Origin of the sequence: Limnobacter sp. UBA7229, from assembly GCF_002473065.1 — a bacterium.
In the GTDB taxonomy this organism is placed as follows: Bacteria; Pseudomonadota; Gammaproteobacteria; order Burkholderiales; family Burkholderiaceae_B; genus Limnobacter; species Limnobacter profundi.
This window is the reverse complement of record NZ_DKTN01000016.1, coordinates 70284-94442: the sequence shown is the minus strand read 5'-3', so window position 1 is coordinate 94442 and position 24159 is coordinate 70284. Positions and strand designations below refer to the sequence as shown.

The window sequence follows — 24159 nt, the reverse complement described above, 5'->3', positions numbered from 1 at the left end:
TATTGATCGCTTTCTTGATGGCGGTGTTCACATTACCAGCGTATGCGAACACAGCCCAAAAAACAGAACCTGTTATTTACATCGCCAAGGATGAGCGGCCGTCACGCGTCATATCGTATTTGTTGGGGCTCTTTGGGAGAGAACTGATTACTTCGGATCTTCCTTCCACGCCGGTTAGCGGTCGATTCAAAGTGAGTTCCGTGGAAGATGTGATGGGTTATTTCACAGCAGCCTATCAGATGAACTGGTTTCAAAATGGTTCCTCGGTGTATCTGTATCGGGCCAGGGACTGGAAAACCAGAAAAATCTATGTCGGTGATTTTCCCCCTTTGACAGATTGGGAAGATCTTCTCAAAAACTCAGGCCTTCATTACCCACAATTCAGTGTGGTGTACAACGAGAAACACGATGAACTGATCGCATCAGGCCCACTGGCTTATCTGAAACTACTTGAATCCGCCTTTGGCCGAGAGCGACCAGAGCCCGGGCAGGATGAGCCTGATCTGATGGTTTTTACGCTAAAGCATGCTTCAGTTGAGGACAGAGAGATCAACTTGAGGGATCGAACTTTTGTATCAAAAGGCGCGCTTACAGTGTTGCTGGAACTGCTGGGCTTAAAGAATCACTCTTCGGTTGGAACCACAGTACCTACACCAGTCAATCGAACAACCCACCTGGATCCATTAAAGCCAGCGGGGTCTATCGGTCAACAGGATTTTGTTGAGAATCAGACATCCACCAGGCGTACTGATATTCCCTCCAAAGCGCAAAAAGAGGATTCAAAAATAAGCCCGTTTTCCGTGACGGCAGATCCAAGAACAAACTCAATTGTCATACGTGATACCAGGTCTCGATATGAGTACTATCGAAAACTGATCGAGCAACTCGATGCGCCTATCGCCATGGTGGAAGTAGAAGCCATGCTGGTCGAGGTTGATAAAGCGACGCTGGATGAACTCGGTATGGAGTTTGGACTTCGCGCTGGTGGCGTTCAGTATGATTTTCCGGGCGAGAACATTGAGCTTGGAACCGTATCGCTCTACAGCGGTGCGAGTTCGGTGGTAGACCCTGGGCGTTTTCTCGCAAGAATTCGCGCCTTGATCGCAGATCAAAATGCCAAGGTATTGGCAAGGCCAAACATCGTCACTCAAGACAACATCCCTGCGTTTATTGATCTGTCGGAAACTCAGTATTTGAGAGTGACTGGCGAGCGTGTTGCGCAAATTGTGCCGGTCACGGCAGGCAGCCTTCTGCAAGTCACCCCGAGGCTTGTCAGGAAAGACAGCGGAGAGGAAATATTCCTGCGGGTAGACATTCAAGACGGAAGTTTGACTCAGGCAGGTGAGGGTTCACCTACTGTCAGAAACACAGTGTTGAGTACCCAGGCCGTGGTCAATGTTGAGAAAGCCTTGTTAATCGGTGGCTACAACCGCGATAGTGAAAATTCGAACAACTACAAGGTGCCTTTGCTTGGTGACCTGCCCTTCATTGGAAAGGCATTTTCTTACACCGAAAAGCAAAAGCAAACCATGGTGAGGTTATTCCTGATCACGCCTCGCGTCATCGAGCTACCACCCGATGGGAGAAGTTCAACAAAACGCGCCATCGACACGATTAAGGAAAATTTCCGACTCGAGAATGATGAGAATCTCAAAATGACGCCATCGTTGAACCTAGGCCGCTTGCCACAACAGTCCATTTCCTTGAGGCAGTAAAATGAGCGTAGACATTGGTCACATCAGGCCTTTGCCTCAGGGGCAATCCAATCCACTGGTCGATGCCGCCGAGGCGCAGCGAAGCGGGGCTCTACGGCATCTGTTAAAGCAGGCAATCCAGTCCAGGTCGGTTAAACACCAGGCAAAACTGAATGAATCGATGCCATCTGGCGCAGCTTTGCATGCCAGTGCAATTCGTCCGGTTGCTGAATTGCAGATATCGAGTGCAGAACAGGCCGCGTCTTTCTCCTTGAAAGGACGTGAACTTGATGATGAAAAATTAACTAGAAAGTTCAGGGACCAATTCAAGTCGTTGACCACGGGTGACGAAAAGTTTCTTGAGCTTTGTATCCATTCCTTGATTGCTGCTACTGAGCAGCACACCACCAGTATTATTGATGAACTGGGTACGGTATCGCCCGATCAAAAAACAGCCCTTAAATTTCTGCTGCTGCAAATCACTTTGCTTGATGCGGAGCGCTACGCGATTGGCTCTGAAACCCTTTCGCAGATCAAGACAAAACGAGATCAGATTCTTGCCGCACACAATCAATCGTTAGATGATTTTCTCATCACGATGGCAGTAACCACCATGGCATCGGGGCCATTGAAAATTGGCCATCGGCAGTTGATGGCTGCAAACAGAATGCTGACTAAAAATGAAGACCTGGGCTCTCTGGAGATCTACGGGTTTCTCTCGCGCCTCATTGCCAGCGATCCAAATCGCCTTTTGGTGAAACTGAAGGTTCTCAGGGAGCAGTGGTTACTGTTGTCAGATCGGGAGCGCACGCAGTATCCGCTGGAGCTAACTGCCCAACGTCAGCACTTCATTCAGTCACGAATTCGACAGATTGATCTGATCAGCACCAGCGTTGCTGACCTGGATCGGATCAAAACCGTTTGCCTCAAAGCTGGTGTTGAAAAAGTACCCGAATCGGCAAAGGTACTGCTGGAACTGGTTGGTTTGTCCGGATCTACCGGTGTGGGATCGGCCAACAAGCTGAGCAGGCTGTTTGAGTCGATGAGTCCGGTGGTAAAAGGCACCCAAATTTATTGCATGAATCTTCGAGGATTTATTCAGCGAGGAATGATTTTTTTGGGTAGACAGAACGAGAAAACATTTTCCCAATTGGTGCTGCAAATTAATTCTGCACTTAAAAGCAGCTATCACACTAAGGCAGCTGATGCAGAGGTGAAGTGATGCTTCAAAAAAATGATCCGGAGATTGGTACTGATGACATTGTCGAACTTGCCCAGATCGACTCCTGGATGTTGGGTACTGAAAAAGTGAATGGAATCGTAAGCGGTCAACAACTGTTCATGGTCTCGGAATCTTTGCCATTGGATCGCACCAGTTTCGTTCGAGGCATCGAGAGAATCAATCGCCAGAAGTCGCTAGGCCGCGGTTATCAACTGGAGGCGTTTCTAGAGCCATGCTGTGGATGCCGGGTGACTGTTGCCTCGGGTTGGGAGTTGGTCAATACGTCAATGCACACCGAGTTTCTGAGCCGGTTTTTACAAGAACTTAAATTGGGGAATCTGGATGATTAAAGTGTTTAGTGAAACCTCACCTGCTTCAGCATCACCAGATCCCAATCGAAACAGACAAACACGAAGAGAACAGGGAATCGAGTGGAGTGAGCGGATGCTTAAGCCTGAGTTCTCGAAAAATGGAATCTCAAAAGCAGGCACAGGACAGAAATCGATGGTTGAGAAACATGATCTTGAGAATACATTTTTCTCAATGTTGTTGGATGAACAAGCAGTTACGCAAAGTACTGATTTTGAGGGAACTTTGAACTCCAATTCTTCACTTAATAAACAGGAAGGCAATAAAAAAAATGTGGAGTTGGAAGAGCAGTTTTACATCAAGTCCGATGATTTTGGATCTGCCAAAGTCGAAGTAAAACTGAGTTCAAATGTTGTGTTGTTGCATGTGGTTGTAGAGCAACCGCTGCCAGTTCAGCATATCTCGATTCTCCAAAAGCTCGTGGCAAGTAGATTGGGTCAGCAGTTCGGCAAAAATTTTGAGGTGCAAATCACATGCAAGAATTGAGCGCAATGACAGGACTGGTATCTGGAACTGGAGGCAAGGGCCCCAATAGTTTCAGCCTTGAGAATGGAAAGATTTTTCAGAAGTTGGTGGAGTCGGAAAGTGCATCACAAAGTAACGTGCTGACAACCCTGGTTCAAAAGGCAGAAGACGCTCATCAACAAAGCCGAGTGGACGTTACAAAAGAAATGCGTAAGTTTGATCGGAGTGATGAACTGGTTAAGTTGATTGAAGCGTCACATGTGAGTGCCATGCATTCTGTTGAGCTTCAGTTGAGTGGGAAGGTGGGTGGAAAACTCTCCGAGTCTTTTGAACAAATTTACAAGCAGCAATAACAATTATGTCGACTATCTACGGACCCTCGCAAGCAGTGGCCAAACTGGCTGATGGAAGAATGCAGCGGATCATCGAGCGTATCGAGGATCCTAATTTTGGTGGAAATATGCAAGACGTTTTCATGTTGCAGGCGGAGACCACGGTCATGTCTGTGTTGTGGAACCAGGCAGCCAATTTGGTGAAGGATGTTTCTGAGCCTTTGAAGAGTATTGTCAACAAGTGAAGGGAGGTGAAAATGCCAGCTGAAGGCGTGGGAGCAACCCCTGCAGCAGTTACTGCCGATGGGGGGGAAGGTGGAAGAATTGAGAGTTGGGATGACCTGCCCGACTGGGCGAAAGATCGATTGTTTCAGGCTCAGTTTATCGGCATGAAGGTGCTGACTGACGAGCAAGTGAATCAGGCGTTTCAATCCACTCAAGGTAGTTGATCCAAGGTCATTTTTAATTATTTTCTGGAGAAAGTTATGGCTTACATCATTGCATCAAGTGCAGGCTTTGGTAAAACAGCAGACGCGGTTTTGGCTGGCGGGGCCAAGGCGGCCGTGAAATCTGCAAAGAAAGGTACGCTGGCCGGCGCATTCAAGGCTCAAGGCATTATGACGGAGACGGTGATCACCGTGGGTTCCGTTGCTGCAACCAACTCAAGCTTTAATCAAGGCGCGCAGCAGGCTGGCAACAAGTAATTACACTCGCAGCGCCCCGAATCACTGCGGGGCGTTTTTTTATTCGATTTTTGTGAGAATAAATCATGGCAATACCGAATACACCCCCGGATTCTCAGCCCAGTCCTTTGGGTGCTGATTCGGGCAATCCCTTGGCAGAAGATATCGACACTTCTTTCGATAACGCCACTCAAACCCCACCTGCTCGAGGTTGGTCGGATTCACAGCAAGCAACGCTTGATGAAATTGAACACCTGGAGTCACTTCAAAATTCCGGAAATATTTCCCCGGGCCAACAGCTTCGCTTGCTCGAGTTGAAGGTTCAGTTTCTGGGACAGGTTGGCGCAATCACGCCGGCACAATTAAAGAAAGTAAGTGCTCAGATCAATGATCTGCAAGCACGTTTGGATGTGTGCATGAGTGCCTCACAGACAGATCCAAATGCTTTGAGTGAGTTACTGAGTGATCTCAAGGACATTGGGGTTACTACGGAAGGCTCCCCACTGGCGCAAAAGCATGAAGCTTTAACTGCCAACCCTAATCTGAGTTTGGAAAGCCGACTGAGGTTTACTGCAGCCCACGAACAGCAAATGGCAGATTCGTATGCTGATGGTAGTAGCGAGCGGACCATGCATTTGAACAGGGTCAGCTATCTGACGGATGTTGCCGACAAGCTGAAGTATTCCGAGGGCAGCCTTGGCACGATGAATATGGAAGACCTGGAAAAAATCAACTTTGCTGATTTGAAGGCGCTGGACCCAACCACGTTGAGAGCTGAAGCAGATTTGTTTAAAGAACTTGCCACACGACGCGAGGCGGAACTTCGGGAACTTTATGCCGAACAAGGGTTGAGTGCCGAGGAAATTGACATAAAAATTGCTGATGATCCACTGCTTGGTTACTTTAACGCCCGTTCGGAAATTGCAACCAAAGCAGCCACTGCGTTGGACGGTGATGTTAGTCCGATGGACAGGGTAAGAATTGGAACCGATTATTTTGCCGATGTGGCCAAGGCCGACGATGTGTTTTACACCGACATGGCCACACTGGCTGCAGCGAACAAAGACGATACCAATAAGGCGCTTTATGAATCAAAGGCCTCTGAGGCACGTGACCGACTCGGTGTAATCAACCGCATCGCTCAAACATTGATTTCAATGCTTGCTCAGGTGAGTACAGACGCCGCGCGCGGCTAAGGAGATTCGAATGACAGCAACTGCTGGGGTTGGTTCTTCAGGTTTGGAGTTTGATGGTTCAATTGATTCCACTGATGAAGTGGGAGCAACAGGTGAGGTTGGCTCCGAGGAGTACGCTGCCAAAATTCTTCGCATCATGCTGTGGATGATGGAGAACAACAGGGAGGCCATGAAAAATTTTTTCGAAGTCCTTTCAGACGGCGATAAAAACAAAGCCGCCCACATGATGGAGGTTCTGGAGAAGAATCTGGAGCAGCTGAAGAAGCAAGAGCGGATGAAGGGCCTGAAAATATTTCTGAAAATTCTCGGTGTTTTTGCCCTCATCCTGTCTGCCATCATGGTGTTGATCAATCCAACGCCCTTTGCTGTGGCCATGTTGGTTATTGCGGTTGCGATGTTTCTGGAGCCCATGATTGCCAATGCGACAGGCAACGAGTCCCTGGTTGGTCAGGCATTCAAAGAGATCTTTAATGTTCTGAAAGATATGGGCCTTCCTGTGTGGGCAGCGGCAATCATCATGGCGGTGGTTGTGGTTGCAATCATGGTGCTCACTGCCATGGGCGCGGCAGCACTGGGTCGAGTAATGGCAGACGTCGGCAGCAAATTTGTACAGATGCTCCGCGGAACCAGCGCTGCAAATGTGGCAGCGGGTCAAGGTGCCGGCGTGTCGGGTGCAGTTGTTAAAGCCGTGGATGTGTCTGCAAAGGCCATTGATGATTTCTTGTTGGCTCTCAAAAACTTTGTCACCGAGAACATGCGCAAGATTGTTTTTGCCGCGGACATGACTTCATTGGCTGGTATGAATGCAGGTGAGTTGACCAACGGGGTGCTCAAGTACCAGGTGTCAACATCGCAAGTTTCAATTGACAAATTGATGGCATTTATTGATTTGGTTGTTCAAGGTCTGGATCTCTCCAGAGAAGATGCGATCTCATTCAAGAAATTGATCAGCGATTACGTGAAGCAAATCGAAAAAATGAACTTGGTTTAAAGGAGGAATTATTATGGTTTCCAGTGTTGGTGAAAGTTCAGGTTCTGGCTTGATTACGCTTGATGAAGAGGACGATATACCTGATGGGCCAGTGCCTCCTACGGTGCAAAAGTATATTGATGCTGGAGTTATTTCCTATCGGGATGCAAAGGCGATTGGTTTTCTTTCCAGTCCTGAAAATGCAATGTTCATTGCTCTTTTTGAAAGTGCAAGACAAAAAGGGTTGAAACTTGAGTTGCACCGTATTGATACTCAAACCGGTGCTTTTGAATTCAAGATCAAGTCTGCCAATGAGAAACTAAATGGTGCCATTGTGGCGCTCACCATGACAGCTGCTGGCGCGGGCCTGGGGTTCACTGCTGGTCTATCCATGGCTGGTCGAGGGAAGGCCGAGCCTGTCATGGAGAATATGTCAGGTGTGGTTGGTGGCGGAATATTGCAGGTGTTCAAATCCGCAGGTGAGGTTGGAGAGGCGGCTTTGGGCGTTGATGCCGCCGAGTTTCAGGCTTTTGCCGATCTCTTCGAACAGAATTACCAGGCACTTACCTCTGAAATCAGTCATACCAATGATTCGGCCAGCGCCACGCTCTCTGGCGCCCGTACTTAATCGGAGGACGATTATGTTTGCTTTACATCGTCGATATGTTTACATGTCAGGGATGCATGGTCCAAGTGGCAAAGGGGGGCCTCCGCGTACAGATCCCCCTCCTCGCTCGGATCCGCCTCCAAAGCCTCCGTTTGATCCTGAGTTGATTGAGGAGCAGGGGCCGGAGGGTTTGCCAGTTTTCGAATCTCAACCAGGTCTTATTGATTCGGCCTATGCAGCAATCATCGCTGGCGACTCTGCCAGATATGCACATTTGATGGCTGAGATCGGCGGCATACTGTTTGATTACGATGTGGATTACGCCGATGCGGTCATGAAATGGTTTAGTGATTTCGAGCGTGGAGTCAATTCAATACGCGCCGCCATGCAGGGCTTCAGCTCAGAGAAAGGTGACTACAAACTCGGCCCTATCGAGGTAAAAGTGTTTGAGAAAGCGAAGGCCTTGCTTGAAAAAGCAGGCTTCGTTTTGAGTGATGTGCCTGGTGGCGAGATTGTTCAGCGCATGCTTGATGCATACAACAATGGACAGAAATCGATCTCGATTTCCAAGCAGGACGCAAACAAAGTGTTGCAGTTTATGGCACAACTTGAAGACAAAATTGTACCCAGCGAGTTTAAACAAGATGTGCTTTCTGCTCAGCTTGAGTCAAGCAACAAAAAGCGTTCCAACTTTTTTGAAGCCACCATGCCCGCCCTGCTGAAAAATTTGTACGACCGGTAAGATTTAAATGGTCAGGGCATATTATTAGAAAAACCCGCGTTAAACCTAGCGCGGGTTTTTCTTTATGCAGACCATTGGCCTCACCAACCTTGCATTTACAAATCGCTGTTGGTTGGTGCGGAATCTTTCAGATTACTTCTTGGGAAACAAGTGCGGGAAGCACAACATCCAGAAAGTGGTTGGCATGCAACTTGGCTTGTTCCAGCGACTCTTGCAGGTTTGTAATTTCACGACCCTCTATACAAAATCGTTTGTTTAGAATCGTCATTGTTTCTTGCAATTTTTTGTCCAGATCTTGATTCTGCACACCTTGTAAGTGATGTGAAAGCAACATCATGTCTGCATTTCTCAGGCGAATTACCCGATTGGTTCTCGCAAATGCCAAGTAGTTGTAGGGACCTCCATCGAGATGAGCGTGCGCCAGTTCATGATTTATTTTCTTTAACTTGTCCACGCAGTGCCCGGTCTTGATACCGAGCTTGCCATCATGAATCAAATAGGTTGCGATTTCTGCAACTTCCTGAACGCTGAATTGGGGCAACACTTTTTGTACATCATTCACAGTTGCACCTTTTTCACCAAAGGCATCAATCACTCCCTGCAGCGTTGCTTTATCGAATGTGACGGTCAGGTTTTCATAAACCATTTCAACTGCGTTTTCATTGTCAATCAGTTCGGTTTGGGTGCTGATCAAGGCTTGCTCCCCCAATCGATTGATTTGCAAAGCCTTGCCCAAGGCCAATGAGCCTTTTGCATAAAGGTCGCGCCTGAATGACTGGCCGATGGCGAAGTCCCGAATGGTCTCCCGCATGTGCAAACTGGATTCCTGGTTGATCACCTCAAGTAGAGAGGGAGGGTAAGAGGCGTCGAACAGTTGAACCACGTTGGCGGTACCAAAGTAATCCAGTTTATATTCGCTGATTTCCTGGAGTATTTCCGCAACATACAGCGGTTGCCATGCAGTGTTGTTGTACTCCTGAACAAGATAGGCGGGATCCGAGCGCGACATGCCATCTATTCTCATGTCAAGGGAAGGTAGCATTTCAAACAACACGGCATTGGCGTCTTTTAATGCGCTCATTTTTTTGATTGCGAGGTCGATGGCTGCTTTGCCTCGCATGTGGTTGTTCAGTTGAATGACCAGGTGTTGAAACGGCGAGGCAGAATGCCAGCCCGGGTAGGTGTTGTAGCTGTTGTAGACGATGCCGCCAGGTTTTAGAACTTTTGAAACCAGGCTCCACATTCCTTTCCGAACTTCTTTTGAAACCCAGGTGCTGATTCCATGTGCCACTGCATAATCAACTTCGCCAATCTTGTCGGGCCATTTTGCCAGATCAAGGAAGTCGGCTTCGATGAAGGTGATGTTGCGCAGGGCCAGACGTTTGGCGAGGGATCTGGCATGTGCAATGTGCCTTGGCATGAAGTCAACGCCGATAAACTGACTGTCAGGATGAAGTGCCGCATGAAAGATCAAACTTAATCCCTGTCCACAACCCAGATCCAGATAGGTGAAGTTGTCTTTGGGCGCATCTATTCCCTGAAGGGTGCACATCCATTGGAGATAAGACGGGGATGTTTCGGTGTGATATCCATATTCGTAGCCTTCATCTGCATAGTATCCGTGACTCCAAGAGTTGCTCATTTGACTAGTCCTGTTTTGGTTAAGAATGATTCACTAACAGGAGGTATGTGTAGTCCGGATTTACTTTGGTTCCTCCAGGTTTTTCTGCTGTACCCACAAGATTCTGGAACTATGAGACTCTCGGGCTGTACTCAAGCACTGGAAGTGATCAAATTTTTCTTCAATAGGATTAGGGGTACACCAGTGGAAACAACTTACACCAACTTTCTTCAACTGGTTCCGCCAGCATTGGTTGTCATTTTCCTGCTCTACTTTTCTTACACTTTTTACATTGACTACTTCAAACCGTCTCAAGGCCTGGATAGAACATTGAGACGAATATCAGGCACGCTGGCGTCCATGAAGGAGGGTGACGCAGATCTTCGCAAGATTGGAGCAAGTCGTGTGTTTCGGGAGTCGGGACTGGACAGGTTGTGGGCGGAGTTCTCCAAAACACTGCACGTCCAGCATCTCGATTCGGGTGGGAAAATTGAAAAGCGGGCGCGTTTGACGGTGCCGGCCCGAGCTTACTTCAGTGTTTCAGCAGTAATTGAGGGGCCGTTGAGGGCTCATTACTTCAAACACCTTCCCGGTATATTGACTGGGGTGGGGATTATTGGAACCTTCTCTGGTTTGTTGTTTGGTTTGAGCAACTTTGATTCCAGTTCGCCAGACACAATGGCGCAAAGCGTAAATTTGCTTTTGTCCGGGGTGCGGGACGCATTTTATGCATCTGCACTTGCGATCACAGTGGCCATGGTCATTACGCACATGGAAAAGCTCCAGTATCGCAAATGCGTAAGTGCGCTGGACGAACTTAACTCAGTGGTTGATTCATTGTTTGACAGCGGAGTTGAGCAAGAGTACCTGGCAGCAATCGCCCACCAGACAAGAGGTTTTGAGAATCAAGCTGACGGATTCAGGAACGCGATTACGGAGTCTCTTGCTTTGGTTGCCAATGAGTCCAAGCTGTCGCAAGAAAGATTTGCAGAGTTGATTCGTACAGCGATGTTTGAGGCCATGACTGACGTTACCAGAAAGTCCAATGCGCATCTTGAGCAAACCTTGATCCGACACCTCAGGGAGCCAGTGGAGGAAATGACCCGGAAAATTGAAAGCAGGATTAATTCTACAAAGGTAAGTAATGCCGACATTGCGAGCAAAATTGTGCGAGCGAGCAATGGATCTGGGTCTGCGAATCATGTTGCGGTCAGTCGTCAGGAGCAGTCATGAGATTAAGCGGAACCGACACTGACAGTTTGCGTGAGGAGGGTGAGAGGCCTTTCTGGATTTCTTACGCCGATTTGATGACTGCTTTAATGATTCTTTTCCTGGTTGTGATGGTTGTTGCTTTAAGCGCGATTGTCAAAAAGACCGAGGATATTCTTGAAAAGAGCTCTGAAGTTGATGAAAGGGTTGAACTTGAAGATCAGCGGGTTGCCGCGACTGAAGATGTGTGTGAATACCTTGCGCAACGCTCAAAGGAGTCTGGGCGTTCCGAACTGAATGTTGATTGCAGACTGAATCGCATCAATTTTGGTGAGGCTGGGAGATACGATACCGACCAGTATCGCCCAAGCGAGTTTACCTCTGAAATGCTGGCTGATTTGGTTCCCCTGATTCTGGATACTGCCGAAACGCCCATGGGAAAGCGCTGGTTAAAGCAAGTCATCATTGAGGGATTTACTGATACCGACGGTTCTTATTTGTACAACTTGAATCTGAGTCTTCGACGATCAGAATATCTGATGTGCCTTTTGTTGGGAGGCGTACCAGAGTTCAATGTGGCGTTGACACCTTTTCAACGGGTGCAGGTAAAGCGATTGTTCCTCGCTGGCGGTGTTGCTTTCAATGATATGAAAGGCACGAAAGATGAAAGCCGACGTGTCGAGTTGAAGTTGGTGTTTTACGGCGTTGATGAGCGCCCCGAAGATGCTGCAAGCTATATGGGAAAATTTCAGGACGATCCCGCAGACCGATGCAGAATTTAGTGCGGTTTGACTCGGGAGTTTAAATGGGGGCTTTCGAAGTTGTCGATTACGAGGGACTTAGATACTTGTGCTCCCGTTCCACAGGGGTGGTGCAAGGGCATATTTGTCTCGAAGCGCCACATGTTCCGGCAGTTCCTTATTTGAGGGCCGCCTTGAGCACCTTGCTTCTGGATGATTGCTTCTCTGGCGCTCGCAATATATTGCTTATTGGCCTTGGTGCCGGCGTGGTTCCGCGGTTTATTCTTCGAAACTTTCCAAGCTGGCATGTCACTGTGGTTGAAATTTGCCCAGAGGTGATTGACACGGCGGTGTCCCATTTTTATTTTCCGAAGACTCATCCGAGGCTGACCGTTGTGTGTGGCTGTGGAAATGAGTATATAAAAACCTGTAACCGCACTTTTGATTGGATTTTTGTTGATGGGTTCGATCAAGAAGGACTGGTTGGACCACTCTTGAGTTCTGACTTTATTCAGAATTGCCAGCGCACACTCAACCCTTCATCTAGTCTTGTAGTAAATTCAATTGCCTTGCATGAGAATTCAACAACTGTGTCGATGCGATTGCAGGGTGGGTTGGGTCGCCAAGTGCATGTCATTGAATTAACAGAGACGCCCAATTTCCTATCGCTTGCGTTGCCCTCCGGGTTCTCTGCCTCTCCGAAAGAGACTCTTTTTTCACGGGCAGGACGATTAAAGTTAATTTCCGGGCTTGATTTATCCTCCGAGCTTGACCGCTTGCCCTGTAGTGCCCTTTAGTTTTGCAACTTCACAGCACAGTAGTCAGCCTTTTATCCTGATTGGTGCATGTTGATTTGACAGGTTTCGGTAAACGGTCAATAATTCAAACAAACGTTTGATTTATGAATTCGGGGGAGACCGGAGTGAGACTAAGCCAGGAACACAAAGAACTACAACGCACCATCGAACGCTTTGTGGAGAATGAAATTAATCCACACGTGGCCACCTGGGAGAAGGAACAAATGTTTCCCGCCCACGAACTGTTCAAAAAGATGGGTAATCTTGGCTTGCTGGGACTGACCAAACCAGAAGAGTTTGGCGGCATGGGTTTGGACTACAGCTATTCCGTGGTGGCGGCGCAAGCTTTGGGAAAAATCCATTGTGGCGGTGTGCCCATGGCAATCGGCGTTCAGACCGACATGGCCACGCCTGCTTTGGCGCGGTTCGGCAGCGACGAGCTGCGCCGTGAATTTCTGGCCCCCGCCGTTGCTGGCGACATGGTGGCCTGTATTGGTGTTTCAGAGCCCGGTGCTGGCTCGGACGTGGCTGGTGTGAAAACTACCGCGCGCAAGGATGGTAGCGACTACATCATCAACGGCAGCAAAATGTGGATTACCAACAGTTTGCAAGCCGACTGGATCTGCCTCTTGGCCAACACCAGCGAAGGCAAGCCCCATCAGAACAAATCACTGATCATCGTGCCGATGAAAACACCGGGCATTACGATTGAGAAGAAGATTCACAAAATCGGCATGTGGGCATCCGACACGGGTCTTATTCACTTTGACAATGTGCGTGTGCCCCAGCGCAACTTGATTGGTATGGAAGGCGCAGGCTTCATGTACCAAATGATTCAGTTTCAGGAGGAGCGCCTGTGGGGTGCCGCCAACAGCATCGAAGGCATGATGCATGTGCTGAACGAAACCATCAACTACACCCGCCAGCGCAACTTGTTCGGCAGCACCGTGCTCGATCAACAAGTGGTGCATTTCACATTGGCTGAATTGAAAACTGAAATTGAGGCCTTGCGTGCCTTGGTGTGGCAGGCCACTGAAGAATACGTGGCTGGTGGCGAAGTCACTGAGCTGGCCAGCATGTGCAAACTGAAAAGTGGTCGCCTGGTGCGCGAAGTCGCCGACAAGTGTTTGCAATTCTGGGGCGGCATGGGTTTTACCTGGGAAAACCCGGCTTCGCAACTGTATCGTGATGGCCGACTGATCTCGATTGGTGGCGGTGCAGACGAAGTCATGCTGGGCATCATCTGCAAATTCATGGGTATTTTGCCGGGCAAGAAAAAGAATGCCTAGGATCAAAAAACTGCTCATTGCCAATCGCAATGAAATTGCGCGCAGAATATTGCGCGCAGCCAAGCCCATGGGTATCGCAACAGTCGCCGTCTATTCCGAGGCCGATGAAAAAGCCATGCATGTTCAAGAGGCCGACGAAGCCTACTGCATTGGCCCAGCACCCTCACTTGAATCGTATTTGCGTATCGACAAACTGATAGAAACCGCGCTGAAAGCCGGTGCAGATGCCATTCACCCCGGCTATGGTTTTGTATCGGAAAGCCCTGCCTTTGCAAAAGCCTGTGTGGACGCAGGAATTACCCTGGTAGGCCCCACGCCACAGGCGATTGCTGACATGGCCGACAAGGCCCGTGCGAAAGAAATTGCCCAACAGGCTGGTTTGCCTTGTATTCCCGGCTTTAGCGAGCCCAACGCAAGCGTAACCGACCTGATGGCTGCGGCGCAGCGGATTGGCTACCCAGTGATGATCAAAGCGTTGGCAGGCGGTGGCGGGCGTGGCATGCGTTTGGTGATGACTGAATCCGAATTTGCATCGCAACTTCACTCGGCCCAACTTGAGGCGAAGAATGCATTCAACGACGACCGGGTCATGCTTGAAAAAGCCATCATCAACCCGCGCCACATTGAAATTCAGGTGCTGGCCGATACCCACGGTCACGCAGTGCATTTGGGCGAGCGCGATTGCTCCGTTCAACGCCGCCACCAAAAAATTGTTGAAGAAGCCCCCAGCCCAGCAGTGGACGCGGAGCTGCGTGCACGCATGGGTGAAGCCGCATTAAAACTGGTGCATGCCACCCACTATGTGGGTGCGGGCACAGTTGAATTTTTGCTTGATTCAAACGGTGATTTTTACTTCATTGAAATGAACACCCGTTTGCAGGTTGAGCATGGCGTTACGGAAGCCATCACCGGCGTTGATCTGGTGCAATGGCAATTGAGAATTGCGTCAGGCGAACACCTCACCTTGCAACAAGAACAAATTGTGTTCAACGGCCATGCCATTCAAGGCCGTCTGTGTGCCGAAGACCCGGCCCGCGACTTCATGCCGCAAACCGGGCCAGTGCTGACCTGGAATCCTGATGCGAACAGCCGCTGCGACCACGCCCTGCAAACAGGCGGTGAGGTAAGCCCCTGGTACGACAGCCTTTTGGCGAAGGTCATTGTGCACGGCGATCACCGCCTTGCCGCCTGCGAGAAGCTGGCTGATTCACTCAAAAGAACCGTGCTCATCGGCTTTGAGCACAATGCACTCTACTTGCAACGAATCGCCAGTCACCCTGTTTTTCAGGGTGGTGATTTCGGCACAGGCTTTTTGGCCCAGCATGCTGATGAATTGCTCAAACCTCAACATTTCCAGGCAGAGTGCGCTGTCGCCGCAGTGTTCCTTGCCTATGCACCACAGTACGAAAAACTCGCATGGCCTTTACCGTTGAGCGGTTTTTCGAGTACACGTGCGCTGCCACGACCACTCAAACTCAAATCACAGGGTAACACCCTGAATTTGAAGGTTGACTGCAGCGCCCAAGGTTACGTGATTGACGGGCTGGGTGATGAAACAGTGCTCATCGAGCACTGGGATTGTACCGACACGGCAAAAGGCAGTTTCACCATCAAGGCAATGGTGCAAAGGCAATCCGCGCAATACACAGTCACCCAATCAAACACTGGCGTGTGGGTTCAACAGTGGCTAAACCCTCAGGCGTTGCATGTGGATGAAGAAACTTTGCTGAGCGCTTCGGCCTTGGCGGAAGGTGTATTTCAGCCACTTGTCAGCAGCCCGATGAATGGCAAAGTGACGCAGGTACTGGTTCAACCAGGCCAACAGGTGGAGGCCGGTGCAGTGCTGGTGTGTCTGGAAGCCATGAAAATGGAACACCGCATCACCGCCAAAACCGCTGCAATTGTGGAACAGGTGCACATCAAGGTGGGTGACCAAATGAAGCAGAAACAAGCCATGGTCCAGCTTGGTCAGATTCAATAAATAAAACACAGCCCGGCTGGAGGAGACACAAACCGTGGAAGACTTTTTCCGCTCGGTGGAGCGATTTGTCAATGAGCAGATCAAGCCAAATATCAATGACTGGGACGAGGCTGGGGAATTCCCGCGCGAGCTTTACCGTCAGGCGGGTGAGCTCGGCTTGCTTGGCTTGGGTTACCCGGAAGAAGTGGGAGGATTCGAATGCTCGCTGGCCGATCGCTTGAGGCTGTCTAACCTGGTGTGTTCCGCCGGCAGTGGAGGCCTGTTGGCAGGTTTATTCAGCCACAACATCGGTCTACCACCATTGTTGAATCATGGCAGTGAAGCACTGGTCCAACTGATTGCTCCTGCTGTGTTGAAAGGTGAAGCCATCAGCGCGCTGGCCATTACCGAACCCTCGGGTGGGTCTGACGTGGCCAACCTGAAAACCAAAGCCGACCTGTTTCAAAAAGATGGCGTGCCTCATTACCGTATCAACGGAGAAAAGGTATTCATCACCAGCGGCGTGCGTGCCGATTGGCTCACCGTAGCAGTGCGTACTGGCGAACCCGGTGCACGCGGTATTTCCGTGCTCATGGTGCCAGGCAACGCCAAGGGCCTGACCCGTAGCCCGCTGAAAAAGACAGGCTGGTGGATGAGCGACACCGCCAGCATTTACTTCGACAATGTGGAAGTACCTGCTGACTATCTGGTTGGCAAAGAGGGAAAAGGTTTTCGCATCATCATGGAGAACTTCAACACGGAACGCCTCATGTTGGCAGGTGCCTGTGTGGGCTTTTCGAAGGTGTGTTTGAACGAAGCGCTGGACTGGGCACAGAACCGCCAGACTTTTGGCAAACGCCTGATTGAACATCAGGTGATCGCCCACAAGTTGGCCGACATGCGCATGAAAATTCGCGCAACGGAAGCCTGGTTCGATGAAACAATTGCGTGCATCGACAAAGGCGATATCAACGAAGAACTGGTGGCCGATATTTGTTTGCTGAAGAACCAGGCCACTCAAACTTTGCAGCATTGCGCCAACGAGGCTGTGCAAATTTTGGGGGGCATGGGTTTTATGCGCGGAAGCTCGACCGAGCGCATCTATCGCGAAGTAAAAGTAATGTGCATCGGTGGTGGTGCAGAAGAAATCATGAAAGAACTGGCCATTCGGCAACTGGCTTGGTGAGCAAATTACCCCCCGAAAGAGTTATACTAATTGGCTGAATTAAAAACAATTAGATTCGATCGGCGTTCCCTCTAGAGTGCTTTACATGCGGCAAATCAGGATTTGTAAGCATAACACTTACAAACAATGTTAAAGATTGTTAACTATTAGGAAATATTCACATCCATTTCCTGATTACCGCCGGTAAAACTCTCACAAGGCGAAACTTTTGCCGAATTTTCAAATGAACACACCATTGTCGGAGAATGCACTGTGGCTAATATCACTGGAGTTATCAAAAGCGTGTTGGGAGAGGTTTCTGTAACCCGTCCTGACGGTGAACAAGTCCTTCTGAAAGAAGGCGACATTATTTCTGCTGGTGACACCGTTACCACCAGCGCGGAAGGTTCTGCATACATTGAATTTCCTGGCGCTGAAGGTCAAAAAGCCACCGAAGGTATTCTTCAATCCAACGCAGTAGCTACACTAAAAGAAGGCGAAAACGGTGCTGAATTTGAAGTAGCCGAGGGCGAATTCGAATTGCTGACTGAAGGCGAAACAGTCGCAGTAACCGGCGCAGGCGGCATGTTTGGTTTGTTTGGCGCAGGCCTGGCTGCTGGCGGTTTGGCTGGTCCATTGGCCGCCGCAGCGGGTGCAGCATTTGTGCTGGGCAGTGATGACAGCGACGGCGGATCCGGCGGCGGTTCTTCTGGTGGTGGTTCTGGCGAAGCAACCGCAGGTGCACTGGAGCCAGTCACCGATGCGGCCGGCCCAGCCTCCCCTGCACTTGAAGAAACCCTGGATGCCCTGTCACCTGTAACCACGGTGGTTGATGCCCCCGTGGGTGCCCTTGCACCTGTGACTGAAGCACTTGACCCAGTTCTGGAAGAAACAGCGCCAATCACGGATGCATTGGAACCAGCACTGACACCAGTCAACGACACCTTGAGCGATGCACTAACAGGTTTGGCACCAGTAACCGACTCTCTGGATCAAAACGTAACTCCAATCACAGAAGCCGTTGAAGAAGCTCTGTCACCGGTGGTTGACGTATTGGCTGGCAATGAAGACGGTTTGGTAACAGCAGCGGCCGACACATTGCCAGTTAACCTGCGCGTGGTTGCCGAGCAACTGGGGGGTGGTCTGAGCATGGTTTCTCCACAGCTTGCAGATGGCGTGGCTCAAGTGGTTGGTCAACTCGACCCCGTGCTTGCCCCCCTGAATGACGGCTTGACTCAAGGTTTTGACGCAGCCGCGCCCTTGTTTGATGGCTTGGCCACTGCAACTGATGCACTGCCCATGGTTTCCCAGCCTTTGGCCGATGGCCTGAACCAGGCTTTCGACGCACTCACCCCAGTTACCGATCCTTTGATCGCAGCTTTGTCAGGTGGCTTGCCACTGCCAGGCGGTGACGGTGGCGGTGCAGCCGGCCCCACAGGCACACCTTTGGATGCGGTATTGGGCCCTGTGACTGACGCCCTGGGTGGCGCTGGCGGCGGCGGTTTGCCAAGTTTCCCTGAAACAGGCACACCACTGGACCAGGTTACAGCCCTGCTCGACCCAAGCATTCTGACTGATGCATTGGCTGGTGGCGGTGGTGGTGGTTTGCCAAGCTTCCCCTCAACCGGTACTCCGCTTGACTCAATCACCTCCATGCTTGATCCAGCGATTTTGACCGACGCACTCGCCGGCGCTGGTGGCGGTGGTGGTTTGCCTGGTTTGCCAAGCACTGGTACGCCGCTGGATATGGTCACTGAATTGCTCGACCCAGCCATTCTGACAGACGCCTTGGCAGGTGCAGGTGGTGGCGGCGGTTTGCCCGGCATCCCCGAAACAGGCACGCCGTTGGACATGGTAACTTCACTGCTGGACCCTAGCGTACTCACCGACCTGGCAGCAGGTGGCGGTGCAGGTGGTGGCTTGCCAAGCTTCCCATCCACAGGCACGCCTCTGGACTCATTGACAAGCTTGCTGGATCCCTCCAGCCTGCCAATCTCCTCAGGCGCAAGCCCACTGGATGCATTGACCAGCGCGCTGCCCACAGACAGCCTGCCCATCTAAGCTTTGTAGTATTGCCTGGGGCTCCGACCCCCAGGCATAGTGAAAAGGCACCCTTCGGGGTGCCTTTTTGCATTTCCGGGTTGAGTCTATTCTTTACGGTCGCGCCACGCCAAATTGCATGGGTTGCACACTGCGCTCTTGTTGCAGGCAGGCAATTAGCGCTAGCGCCAACACCTGCCGGGTGTCTCTTGGATCGATCACGCCGTCGTCGAGCAACAATCCGCTGGTGTGGAATGCGCTAGTTTGTGATTCAAACGTGTCGATGATTTGTTTTTTCATGTTTTCCAGCATGAACTCTGGTACTTCCATGCCTTTTCGTGCGGCGCTGGCCTGCATCACGGTGGCCATGGTGCCCGCTGCTTGTTCTGCACCCATGACCGCAGTTTTGCTGTTGGGCCATGCAAACACGAAACGTGGACCAAACGCCCTGCCGCACATGCCATAGTTACCTGCACCAAAACTGGCACCGCACAGCAAAGTGATTTGTGGCACGGTGGCGTTGCTCACGGCCTGAATCATTTTTGAGCCATGCTTGATGATGCCTCCTTGCTCGGCTTCTTTGCCCACCATGTAACCGGTTGTGTTTTGCAGGTAAATGATTGGGGTTTTGGTTTGGCAGCAACTTTGAATAAAGTGCGTGGCTTTGGTGGCACCAGCCGTGTCGATCGGCCCCAGGTTACTGATGATGCCGATGGAAACACCCATCAGCTTGGCGTATCCGCACAGTGTGGCTGGGCCGTAGTTGGCTTTGAATTCGAGGAAGTCGGAGTCGTCGACGATGCGGGCGATGACTTCGCGCATGTCCACCGGCGTTTTGATATCGGCGGGCATGATGCCCAGCAGTTCTTCGGCCGGGTAGCGAGGTGCTGGCGCCTGGGCATTCAACATCGGTATCACATTCCGGTTGCTGCTGTTCCAGTCGATCTTTTCCATCACCTCGCGGGCCAGTGCAATGGCGTGGCGGTCGTCGTCGGCGATGTAGTCACCCAGGCCTGAAACCGAGCAGTGCATGTCGGCACCACCCAGTTCTTCATCGGTGGCAATCTCGCCCGTGGCTGCTTTCAGCAGGGGTGGGCCAGCCAGAAATGCGCGTGCACGTTCGCGCACCATAATGACGACATCGCTTAAGCCCGGAATGTAGGCACCACCCGCTGTGGATGAACCGTGCAGCACATTGACCACCGGCAAGCCAGCAGCGCTGAGTTTGGCCAAGCGATAGAAGTTACCGCCGCCCAATATGAAGTGCTCGACTTTGTACTTCAACAAATTGGCCCCGGCGGATTCGCCGAGGTTGATGAAGGGCAGTTTGTTTTCCAGGGCGATGTCTTGGGCCCTTTGCATTTTTTCAATGCCCATGGCCTGAAGCGCACCGGCCTCGATGCCTGAATCGCTGGCCACCACCATGCACAAGGTGTTGGCCACATAGCCCAGCCCGGCAATGATGCCGCCGCCGGGAATGCTTTTGTCGGCCTTTTGGCCATCTTGCATGTAACCAGCGAGGGTGCTGAGTTCCAGAAATGGGGAGCCCGAGTCGAGCAGTAGCGCAACCCGGTCGCGAGGCAGCAACTGCCCGCGCTTTGCAAACGATGGTGCGGCTTTGGCTGAGGCATCACGGGTGCGTTTTTCAAGTGCCCTTAGCTCATTCAGGGCCGCTTCCATATTGGCTTTGTTCAGTTCAAATTCACTGGAAGTGGCGGCTACAGCGCTTTCTAGAATAGGCATTGTGTGGGCTTTAAATGTCAGTTAAAAAATCAAACGTTTGTTTGATTTTGAACGCGGGGCTTGATCAAGTCAAGCCGCGTGCCTGGTTGTATTTTTATTTGCTTTTTGCAGCCGCCCGTGCGGCATCGCGGCGCTGAATTACTTCAGGCACTCCACCCAAATGAAAGCTGTTGAAAGCCGGGTTGGGTTTGCCGGTGCCCACTTGCCAAATGCGGCGCGCGTTGGGGGCTGCGCCGTCGATTCGAATGCAGGAACCCGAGATGAATGAGGCCGCAGGGCTGCACAAAAACACCAATGCGCCTGACACCTCGGCTTCCAGCCCCAGGCGTTGCAGTGGGATGGTTTTGTCCAGCTGCATGATGGTTTGTTTCATGGGCTCGGGGTAAGTGTCCATGCCACTTGATGCGATGAAGCCCGGTGCAACCGCATTCACGCGTACGGGTGCCCATTCATTGGATGCAGTTTCCGAGAAGTTCAGCATGCCGGCGCGCGCTGCGCCGGAGTGGCCCATGCCGGGCATGCCGTTCCACATGTCAGCAATGATGTTGGTGATGGACATGTCGGACTCGCCCAAGTGCAACATCATGTACTGGTTGAATACCTCACGGGCCATGAGAAAGCCACCGGTAAGGTTGTTACGCACCACAGTTTCGAACCCCTTGCCACTGATCATGTTTAGCGGTGAGGGAAATTGCCCGCCTGCGTTGTTGATCAGGTGATTGATTTTGCCGTGGGTTGCCAACACATCGGCTACAGTCTCTTTTACCCGTTCCTCTTCACGAATATCGCAGCTGTGTAACGAAATTTTGACTGTGCAGGTTTGCTCGATTTCCGCTTTCACGGTTTCAAGCTTTTCCATTTTTCGACCGACCAAGGCCAGGTCCGCACCCAGGCTGGCCAATTCATGCGCGGTGCAGCGGCCAATGCCCGAGCCCCCACCAGTGACCAGTACGGTTTGTCCTGCAAACAGATTGGGGCGAAATACGGATTGGAAGCTGTTCAAAAGGGTCACCTGTGAATTGTGCAATTTGATTATTCAAACGATCGTTTGAATTTAACCATGCTTTTGCAGATCGTGCTTTCATACGATCCGATTCACGGGTGATTTTTTTACCGGCTACCAGCGTCTGCCAAACGGAGGGTGTCTGTTTTGCTGAACATTTGATCAGCGAAAGCGATGGTGTGTGTATTCAAGGCACGCGAGCTGTCGTGCTCTGGGTCTCGTTTCGAAAAGTCGGTGCGAATCGCCTTCACACGTTGATACACCACCTCAAAGTGCTCTGGCATCACTTTCTGAACATAAGCTAGACCCACCAGATCGGCCAGTGTCTCTTCAAAATGAACATTGTTCTTGAACTGAACGCCCAGGTGTTCTTGCAGTGCCTGCTTGGCGGCTACACGTTTTCCTTTTTCCGACATCAGGCAGTGCGTCAATTCATGGGCCGAGGTGAATGCCAGGAATGCAGGTTCGGCACCCGCATGACCTGAATCCAGAAAATGAGACCACACGCGCTTGGCGTCTGCATGCTGGTTAACATGCAGCACGCAGGCCTTGATGCCACTGTTGGTCAAAAATGGCGAGGGGTTGTTCATGGTGCTTTCCCGAACATGGATGCGATCGGTGTCGATGGCATAAACCTGCGCGAACTGGGCGATTTCCTCTTTCATGGCAGCAGTGTCGGGCAGGCTGGCCTGGGGCGTGAACAGACTGACCAAACCAAAAAATAGACCGTTCCACATGACATGCTCCAAGAATTCCGGTGATGTCTTGTGAACGGCAGGTTTTGTTGAATTCAGCATTGCACCAATGCGTTGCCCTTAAAGGGGGTATTCAAACGGGGTGGGGGCGTGAAAGGGTAGCGTCCATGTCAAAATGCAGGCAATCAATCATTCAATGCGGGAGTCGATTTTCATGAGCAATACCAATCCAGTGGCGATTATTACGGGCGCAGCAGGCAATTTGGGGCAGGCAGTGGCCACCCATTTGGGCAGTTTGGGTTATCGACTGCTGTTGATTGATTTGCATCAGCCTGAGTGGGAAGGCGAGAGCGATGCTGTGTCAATCGGTAACGTGGACCTGACCTTGCCCGAGCATGCCCAAGAGGTGGTGAATCAAGCCTGGGAATATTTCGGTCAAATTGATGCAGTGGTGAATATTGCAGGTGGTTTTGTGTGGGAGCGTCAGGCTGAGAGCAGCCTGGATACCTGGAATACGCAGTACGCCATGAATGTGCAAACCACCGTGAACATGTGCCAAGCCATATTGCCGCAGTTTCAGGATCAGCAAAGCGGTGTGATCGTAAACATTGGTGCGGCCGCAGCTGGCAAAGCAGCTGAGGGTATGGGTGCTTATGCAGCGGCCAAATCGGCCGTACTGCGCTTGACTGAGGCCCTGGCCGCGGAAAACAAACATTTGGGAATTCGTGCCAATGCCGTGTTGCCCAGTATTTTGGACACACCCGCCAATCGAGAGGCCATGCCTGACGCTGACCCGGCAGACTGGGTTGCTCCCGAATCACTGGCCGGTGTTATCGCATTCTTGTTGTCAGATGTTGCCCGCGACATCAACGGAGCGGGCATTCCAGTCACAGGCCGGGTTTAACAAGCCACGCTGTGCCTAAGGCGGCTACTTTCTGTTGGCCAGGCCGTTCAGGTAGTTGTCGATTGTAAATTCAGCCTGTTCCATCAGGTTGAACAGATTGGGGCTGAGCACAAAGTTGGCAAAAAGCCCGTCAATCAAGGCATGCAAACCAATGGCTGCCTGGCGGGCATTGGTGTTTGCGGGCAATTCGCCTTTGTCAATCGCGGCTTGAAAATCTGTTTCAATGGTTTGAATGCAGCCTTGAATGGCTTCCAGGTGCCTGTCTCGAATAGGCAGCATGTCGTCGACCATTTCGGCTTTGTGCATCACAATGTCAAAAACCCGCTGTGTGCGGGGGTCTTCTGCCAGCGTACGCACCACATGCATGGACCTAGTACGCAGGTAGGCCAACGGTTGTTGCTCGGGGTGCAGGTCGGGCGTGGCGATGAATTCATCCATCGGTAATATGACGCGTTGTAACATGGCATCAAACAGGTCGGCCTTGTTCTTGAAGTGCCAATAAATGGCCCCCCGCGTTAAATCCGCGGCCTTGGCAATGTCGTTCAGCGTGGTCCTCGATACCCCTTTTTCCGAGAACACGGCCTCGGCCGTGTCTAGAATAAGATTCCTGGTTTCCTGCGCTTCTTCCTTCGTTTTTCTTACCACAATCGTCTACGCCAAATTGAAAAATTTATTTACATACACTCATGTATGTATGTATTATCTGACTTCTC

General features: G+C 51.0%; 25 protein-coding genes. 20 read left to right on the top strand and 5 right to left on the bottom strand.

All coding sequences use genetic code 11. From position 1 onward, the window contains the following. Window positions 1-17: 17 nt before the first annotated feature. The 12 genes from sctC to B4C79_RS09395 all read left to right on the top strand — a co-directional run bounded on the left by sctC (window position 18) and on the right by B4C79_RS09395 (window position 8280). Complete coding sequence (gene sctC, locus B4C79_RS09450; protein ID WP_291762587.1) at window positions 18-1715, top strand: type III secretion system outer membrane ring subunit SctC; 1698 nt, start codon at window positions 18-20, stop codon at window positions 1713-1715. Between the two features lies 1 nt (window position 1716). After that, window positions 1717-2916, top strand: a complete 1200-nt coding sequence (locus B4C79_RS09445; RefSeq protein ID WP_291752207.1) for a hypothetical protein — start codon at window positions 1717-1719, stop codon at window positions 2914-2916. Then, entirely contained in the window at window positions 2916-3266 is a 351-nt protein-coding gene (locus B4C79_RS09440; RefSeq protein ID WP_291739093.1) for a hypothetical protein, read from the top strand. The genes B4C79_RS09445 and B4C79_RS09440 overlap by 1 nt, the downstream gene beginning before the upstream one ends. Beyond that, on the top strand, window positions 3259-3771 hold the full coding sequence (locus tag B4C79_RS09435; protein ID WP_291739094.1) for a hypothetical protein: 513 nt from the start codon (window positions 3259-3261) through the stop codon (window positions 3769-3771). The genes B4C79_RS09440 and B4C79_RS09435 overlap by 8 nt, the downstream gene beginning before the upstream one ends. Beyond that, window positions 3759-4103 carry a hypothetical protein gene (locus tag B4C79_RS09430; RefSeq protein ID WP_291739095.1) on the top strand — a complete coding sequence of 115 codons (345 nt, stop codon included), beginning with the start codon at window positions 3759-3761 and terminating at the stop codon, window positions 4101-4103. The genes B4C79_RS09435 and B4C79_RS09430 overlap by 13 nt, the downstream gene beginning before the upstream one ends. Window positions 4104-4108: 5 nt before the next feature. Further along, window positions 4109-4327 (top strand): hypothetical protein, encoded by a 219-nt coding sequence (locus tag B4C79_RS09425; RefSeq protein WP_105027897.1) that lies wholly within the window; start codon window positions 4109-4111, stop codon window positions 4325-4327. A gap of 12 nt (window positions 4328-4339) precedes the next feature. After that, complete coding sequence (locus tag B4C79_RS09420) at window positions 4340-4531, top strand: hypothetical protein (protein ID WP_105027898.1); 192 nt, start codon at window positions 4340-4342, stop codon at window positions 4529-4531. A gap of 36 nt (window positions 4532-4567) precedes the next feature. Further along, the gene (locus tag B4C79_RS09415; RefSeq protein WP_105027899.1) at window positions 4568-4786 is read left to right on the top strand and encodes a hypothetical protein; all 219 of its coding nucleotides are present in this window, start codon (window positions 4568-4570) and stop codon (window positions 4784-4786) included. Window positions 4787-4917: 131 nt separating this feature from the next. Beyond that, window positions 4918-5961 carry a hypothetical protein gene (locus B4C79_RS09410; protein WP_291739096.1) on the top strand — a complete coding sequence of 348 codons (1044 nt, stop codon included), beginning with the start codon at window positions 4918-4920 and terminating at the stop codon, window positions 5959-5961. 10 nt (window positions 5962-5971) lie between these two features. After that, complete coding sequence (locus B4C79_RS09405) at window positions 5972-6952, top strand: type III secretion system translocon subunit SctE (RefSeq protein WP_291739097.1); 981 nt, start codon at window positions 5972-5974, stop codon at window positions 6950-6952. A 13-nt stretch (window positions 6953-6965) separates the two neighbouring features. Next, window positions 6966-7559 carry a hypothetical protein gene (locus B4C79_RS09400; protein WP_291739098.1) on the top strand — a complete coding sequence of 198 codons (594 nt, stop codon included), beginning with the start codon at window positions 6966-6968 and terminating at the stop codon, window positions 7557-7559. After that, the gene (locus tag B4C79_RS09395) at window positions 7519-8280 is read left to right on the top strand and encodes a hypothetical protein (RefSeq protein ID WP_291752205.1); all 762 of its coding nucleotides are present in this window, start codon (window positions 7519-7521) and stop codon (window positions 8278-8280) included. Before B4C79_RS09400 ends, B4C79_RS09395 begins: the two co-directional genes overlap by 41 nt. Window positions 8281-8407: 127 nt before the next feature. Here B4C79_RS09395 and B4C79_RS09390 read toward each other — a convergent pair whose 3' ends face one another. Next, window positions 8408-9922 carry a class I SAM-dependent methyltransferase gene (locus B4C79_RS09390; protein ID WP_291741233.1) on the bottom strand — a complete coding sequence of 505 codons (1515 nt, stop codon included), beginning with the start codon at window positions 9920-9922 and terminating at the stop codon, window positions 8408-8410. Between B4C79_RS09390 and B4C79_RS09385 the strand changes: the two genes are divergently transcribed. The 7 genes from B4C79_RS09385 (at window position 9923) to B4C79_RS09355 (ending at window position 19122) form a co-directional block, all read left to right on the top strand. Beyond that, a complete protein-coding gene (locus tag B4C79_RS09385; RefSeq protein ID WP_206018551.1) occupies window positions 9923-11134 on the top strand; it encodes a hypothetical protein in 1212 nt (403 codons plus the stop codon). Next, window positions 11131-11892 carry a flagellar motor protein MotB gene (locus tag B4C79_RS09380; protein WP_105027906.1) on the top strand — a complete coding sequence of 254 codons (762 nt, stop codon included), beginning with the start codon at window positions 11131-11133 and terminating at the stop codon, window positions 11890-11892. Before B4C79_RS09385 ends, B4C79_RS09380 begins: the two co-directional genes overlap by 4 nt. A gap of 152 nt (window positions 11893-12044) precedes the next feature. Beyond that, window positions 12045-12647 carry a spermidine synthase gene (locus B4C79_RS09375; RefSeq protein ID WP_291741237.1) on the top strand — a complete coding sequence of 201 codons (603 nt, stop codon included), beginning with the start codon at window positions 12045-12047 and terminating at the stop codon, window positions 12645-12647. 125 nt (window positions 12648-12772) lie between these two features. After that, window positions 12773-13936, top strand: coding sequence for an acyl-CoA dehydrogenase family protein (locus B4C79_RS09370; RefSeq protein WP_275271100.1), 1164 nt, complete (start codon window positions 12773-12775; stop codon window positions 13934-13936). After that, the gene (locus B4C79_RS09365; RefSeq protein WP_291739814.1) at window positions 13929-15917 is read left to right on the top strand and encodes an acetyl/propionyl/methylcrotonyl-CoA carboxylase subunit alpha; all 1989 of its coding nucleotides are present in this window, start codon (window positions 13929-13931) and stop codon (window positions 15915-15917) included. The genes B4C79_RS09370 and B4C79_RS09365 overlap by 8 nt, the downstream gene beginning before the upstream one ends. A gap of 34 nt (window positions 15918-15951) precedes the next feature. Further along, on the top strand, window positions 15952-17082 hold the full coding sequence (locus B4C79_RS09360; RefSeq protein ID WP_275271098.1) for an acyl-CoA dehydrogenase family protein: 1131 nt from the start codon (window positions 15952-15954) through the stop codon (window positions 17080-17082). Between the two features lie 252 nt (window positions 17083-17334). Further along, window positions 17335-19122: a hypothetical protein gene (locus B4C79_RS09355; RefSeq protein ID WP_291739811.1), complete on the top strand. Its 1788-nt coding sequence runs from the start codon at window positions 17335-17337 to the stop codon at window positions 19120-19122. Window positions 19123-19215: 93 nt separating this feature from the next. On the opposite strand, the gene B4C79_RS09350 is transcribed toward B4C79_RS09355, so the two are convergent. From B4C79_RS09350 to B4C79_RS09340, 3 genes are all read right to left on the bottom strand, one after another. Beyond that, the gene (locus B4C79_RS09350; protein ID WP_291739809.1) at window positions 19216-20844 is read right to left on the bottom strand and encodes an acyl-CoA carboxylase subunit beta; all 1629 of its coding nucleotides are present in this window, start codon (window positions 20842-20844) and stop codon (window positions 19216-19218) included. A gap of 94 nt (window positions 20845-20938) precedes the next feature. Further along, the gene (locus B4C79_RS09345) at window positions 20939-21847 is read right to left on the bottom strand and encodes an SDR family oxidoreductase (RefSeq protein WP_291739807.1); all 909 of its coding nucleotides are present in this window, start codon (window positions 21845-21847) and stop codon (window positions 20939-20941) included. Between the two features lie 107 nt (window positions 21848-21954). Next, window positions 21955-22584, bottom strand: a complete 630-nt coding sequence (locus tag B4C79_RS09340) for a hypothetical protein (protein ID WP_291739805.1) — start codon at window positions 22582-22584, stop codon at window positions 21955-21957. 172 nt (window positions 22585-22756) lie between these two features. Between B4C79_RS09340 and B4C79_RS09335 the strand changes: the two genes are divergently transcribed. After that, window positions 22757-23446, top strand: coding sequence for an SDR family NAD(P)-dependent oxidoreductase (locus B4C79_RS09335; protein WP_291739804.1), 690 nt, complete (start codon window positions 22757-22759; stop codon window positions 23444-23446). Between the two features lie 24 nt (window positions 23447-23470). On the opposite strand, the gene B4C79_RS09330 is transcribed toward B4C79_RS09335, so the two are convergent. Next, complete coding sequence (locus tag B4C79_RS09330) at window positions 23471-24091, bottom strand: TetR family transcriptional regulator (protein ID WP_171097156.1); 621 nt, start codon at window positions 24089-24091, stop codon at window positions 23471-23473. Window positions 24092-24159: the final 68 nt, after the last annotated feature.

Coding starts and splice junctions, on each gene's coding strand:
- B4C79_RS09350 (WP_291739809.1), bottom strand. CDS start 20,844: ATGCCTATTCTAGAAAGCGCTGTAGCCGCCACTTCCAGTGAATTTGAA.
- B4C79_RS09415 (WP_105027899.1), top strand. CDS start 4,568: ATGGCTTACATCATTGCATCAAGTGCAGGCTTTGGTAAAACAGCAGAC.
- B4C79_RS09335 (WP_291739804.1), top strand. CDS start 22,757: ATGAGCAATACCAATCCAGTGGCGATTATTACGGGCGCAGCAGGCAAT.
- sctC (WP_291762587.1), top strand. CDS start 18: ATGGCGGTGTTCACATTACCAGCGTATGCGAACACAGCCCAAAAAACA.
- B4C79_RS09445 (WP_291752207.1), top strand. CDS start 1,717: ATGAGCGTAGACATTGGTCACATCAGGCCTTTGCCTCAGGGGCAATCC.
- B4C79_RS09390 (WP_291741233.1), bottom strand. CDS start 9,922: ATGAGCAACTCTTGGAGTCACGGATACTATGCAGATGAAGGCTACGAA.
- B4C79_RS09405 (WP_291739097.1), top strand. CDS start 5,972: ATGACAGCAACTGCTGGGGTTGGTTCTTCAGGTTTGGAGTTTGATGGT.
- B4C79_RS09340 (WP_291739805.1), bottom strand. CDS start 22,584: ATGTGGAACGGTCTATTTTTTGGTTTGGTCAGTCTGTTCACGCCCCAG.
- B4C79_RS09420 (WP_105027898.1), top strand. CDS start 4,340: ATGCCAGCTGAAGGCGTGGGAGCAACCCCTGCAGCAGTTACTGCCGAT.
- B4C79_RS09425 (WP_105027897.1), top strand. CDS start 4,109: ATGTCGACTATCTACGGACCCTCGCAAGCAGTGGCCAAACTGGCTGAT.
- B4C79_RS09400 (WP_291739098.1), top strand. CDS start 6,966: ATGGTTTCCAGTGTTGGTGAAAGTTCAGGTTCTGGCTTGATTACGCTT.
- B4C79_RS09395 (WP_291752205.1), top strand. CDS start 7,519: ATGATTCGGCCAGCGCCACGCTCTCTGGCGCCCGTACTTAATCGGAGG.
- B4C79_RS09435 (WP_291739094.1), top strand. CDS start 3,259: ATGATTAAAGTGTTTAGTGAAACCTCACCTGCTTCAGCATCACCAGAT.
- B4C79_RS09430 (WP_291739095.1), top strand. CDS start 3,759: ATGCAAGAATTGAGCGCAATGACAGGACTGGTATCTGGAACTGGAGGC.
- B4C79_RS09440 (WP_291739093.1), top strand. CDS start 2,916: ATGCTTCAAAAAAATGATCCGGAGATTGGTACTGATGACATTGTCGAA.
- B4C79_RS09365 (WP_291739814.1), top strand. CDS start 13,929: ATGCCTAGGATCAAAAAACTGCTCATTGCCAATCGCAATGAAATTGCG.
- B4C79_RS09380 (WP_105027906.1), top strand. CDS start 11,131: ATGAGATTAAGCGGAACCGACACTGACAGTTTGCGTGAGGAGGGTGAG.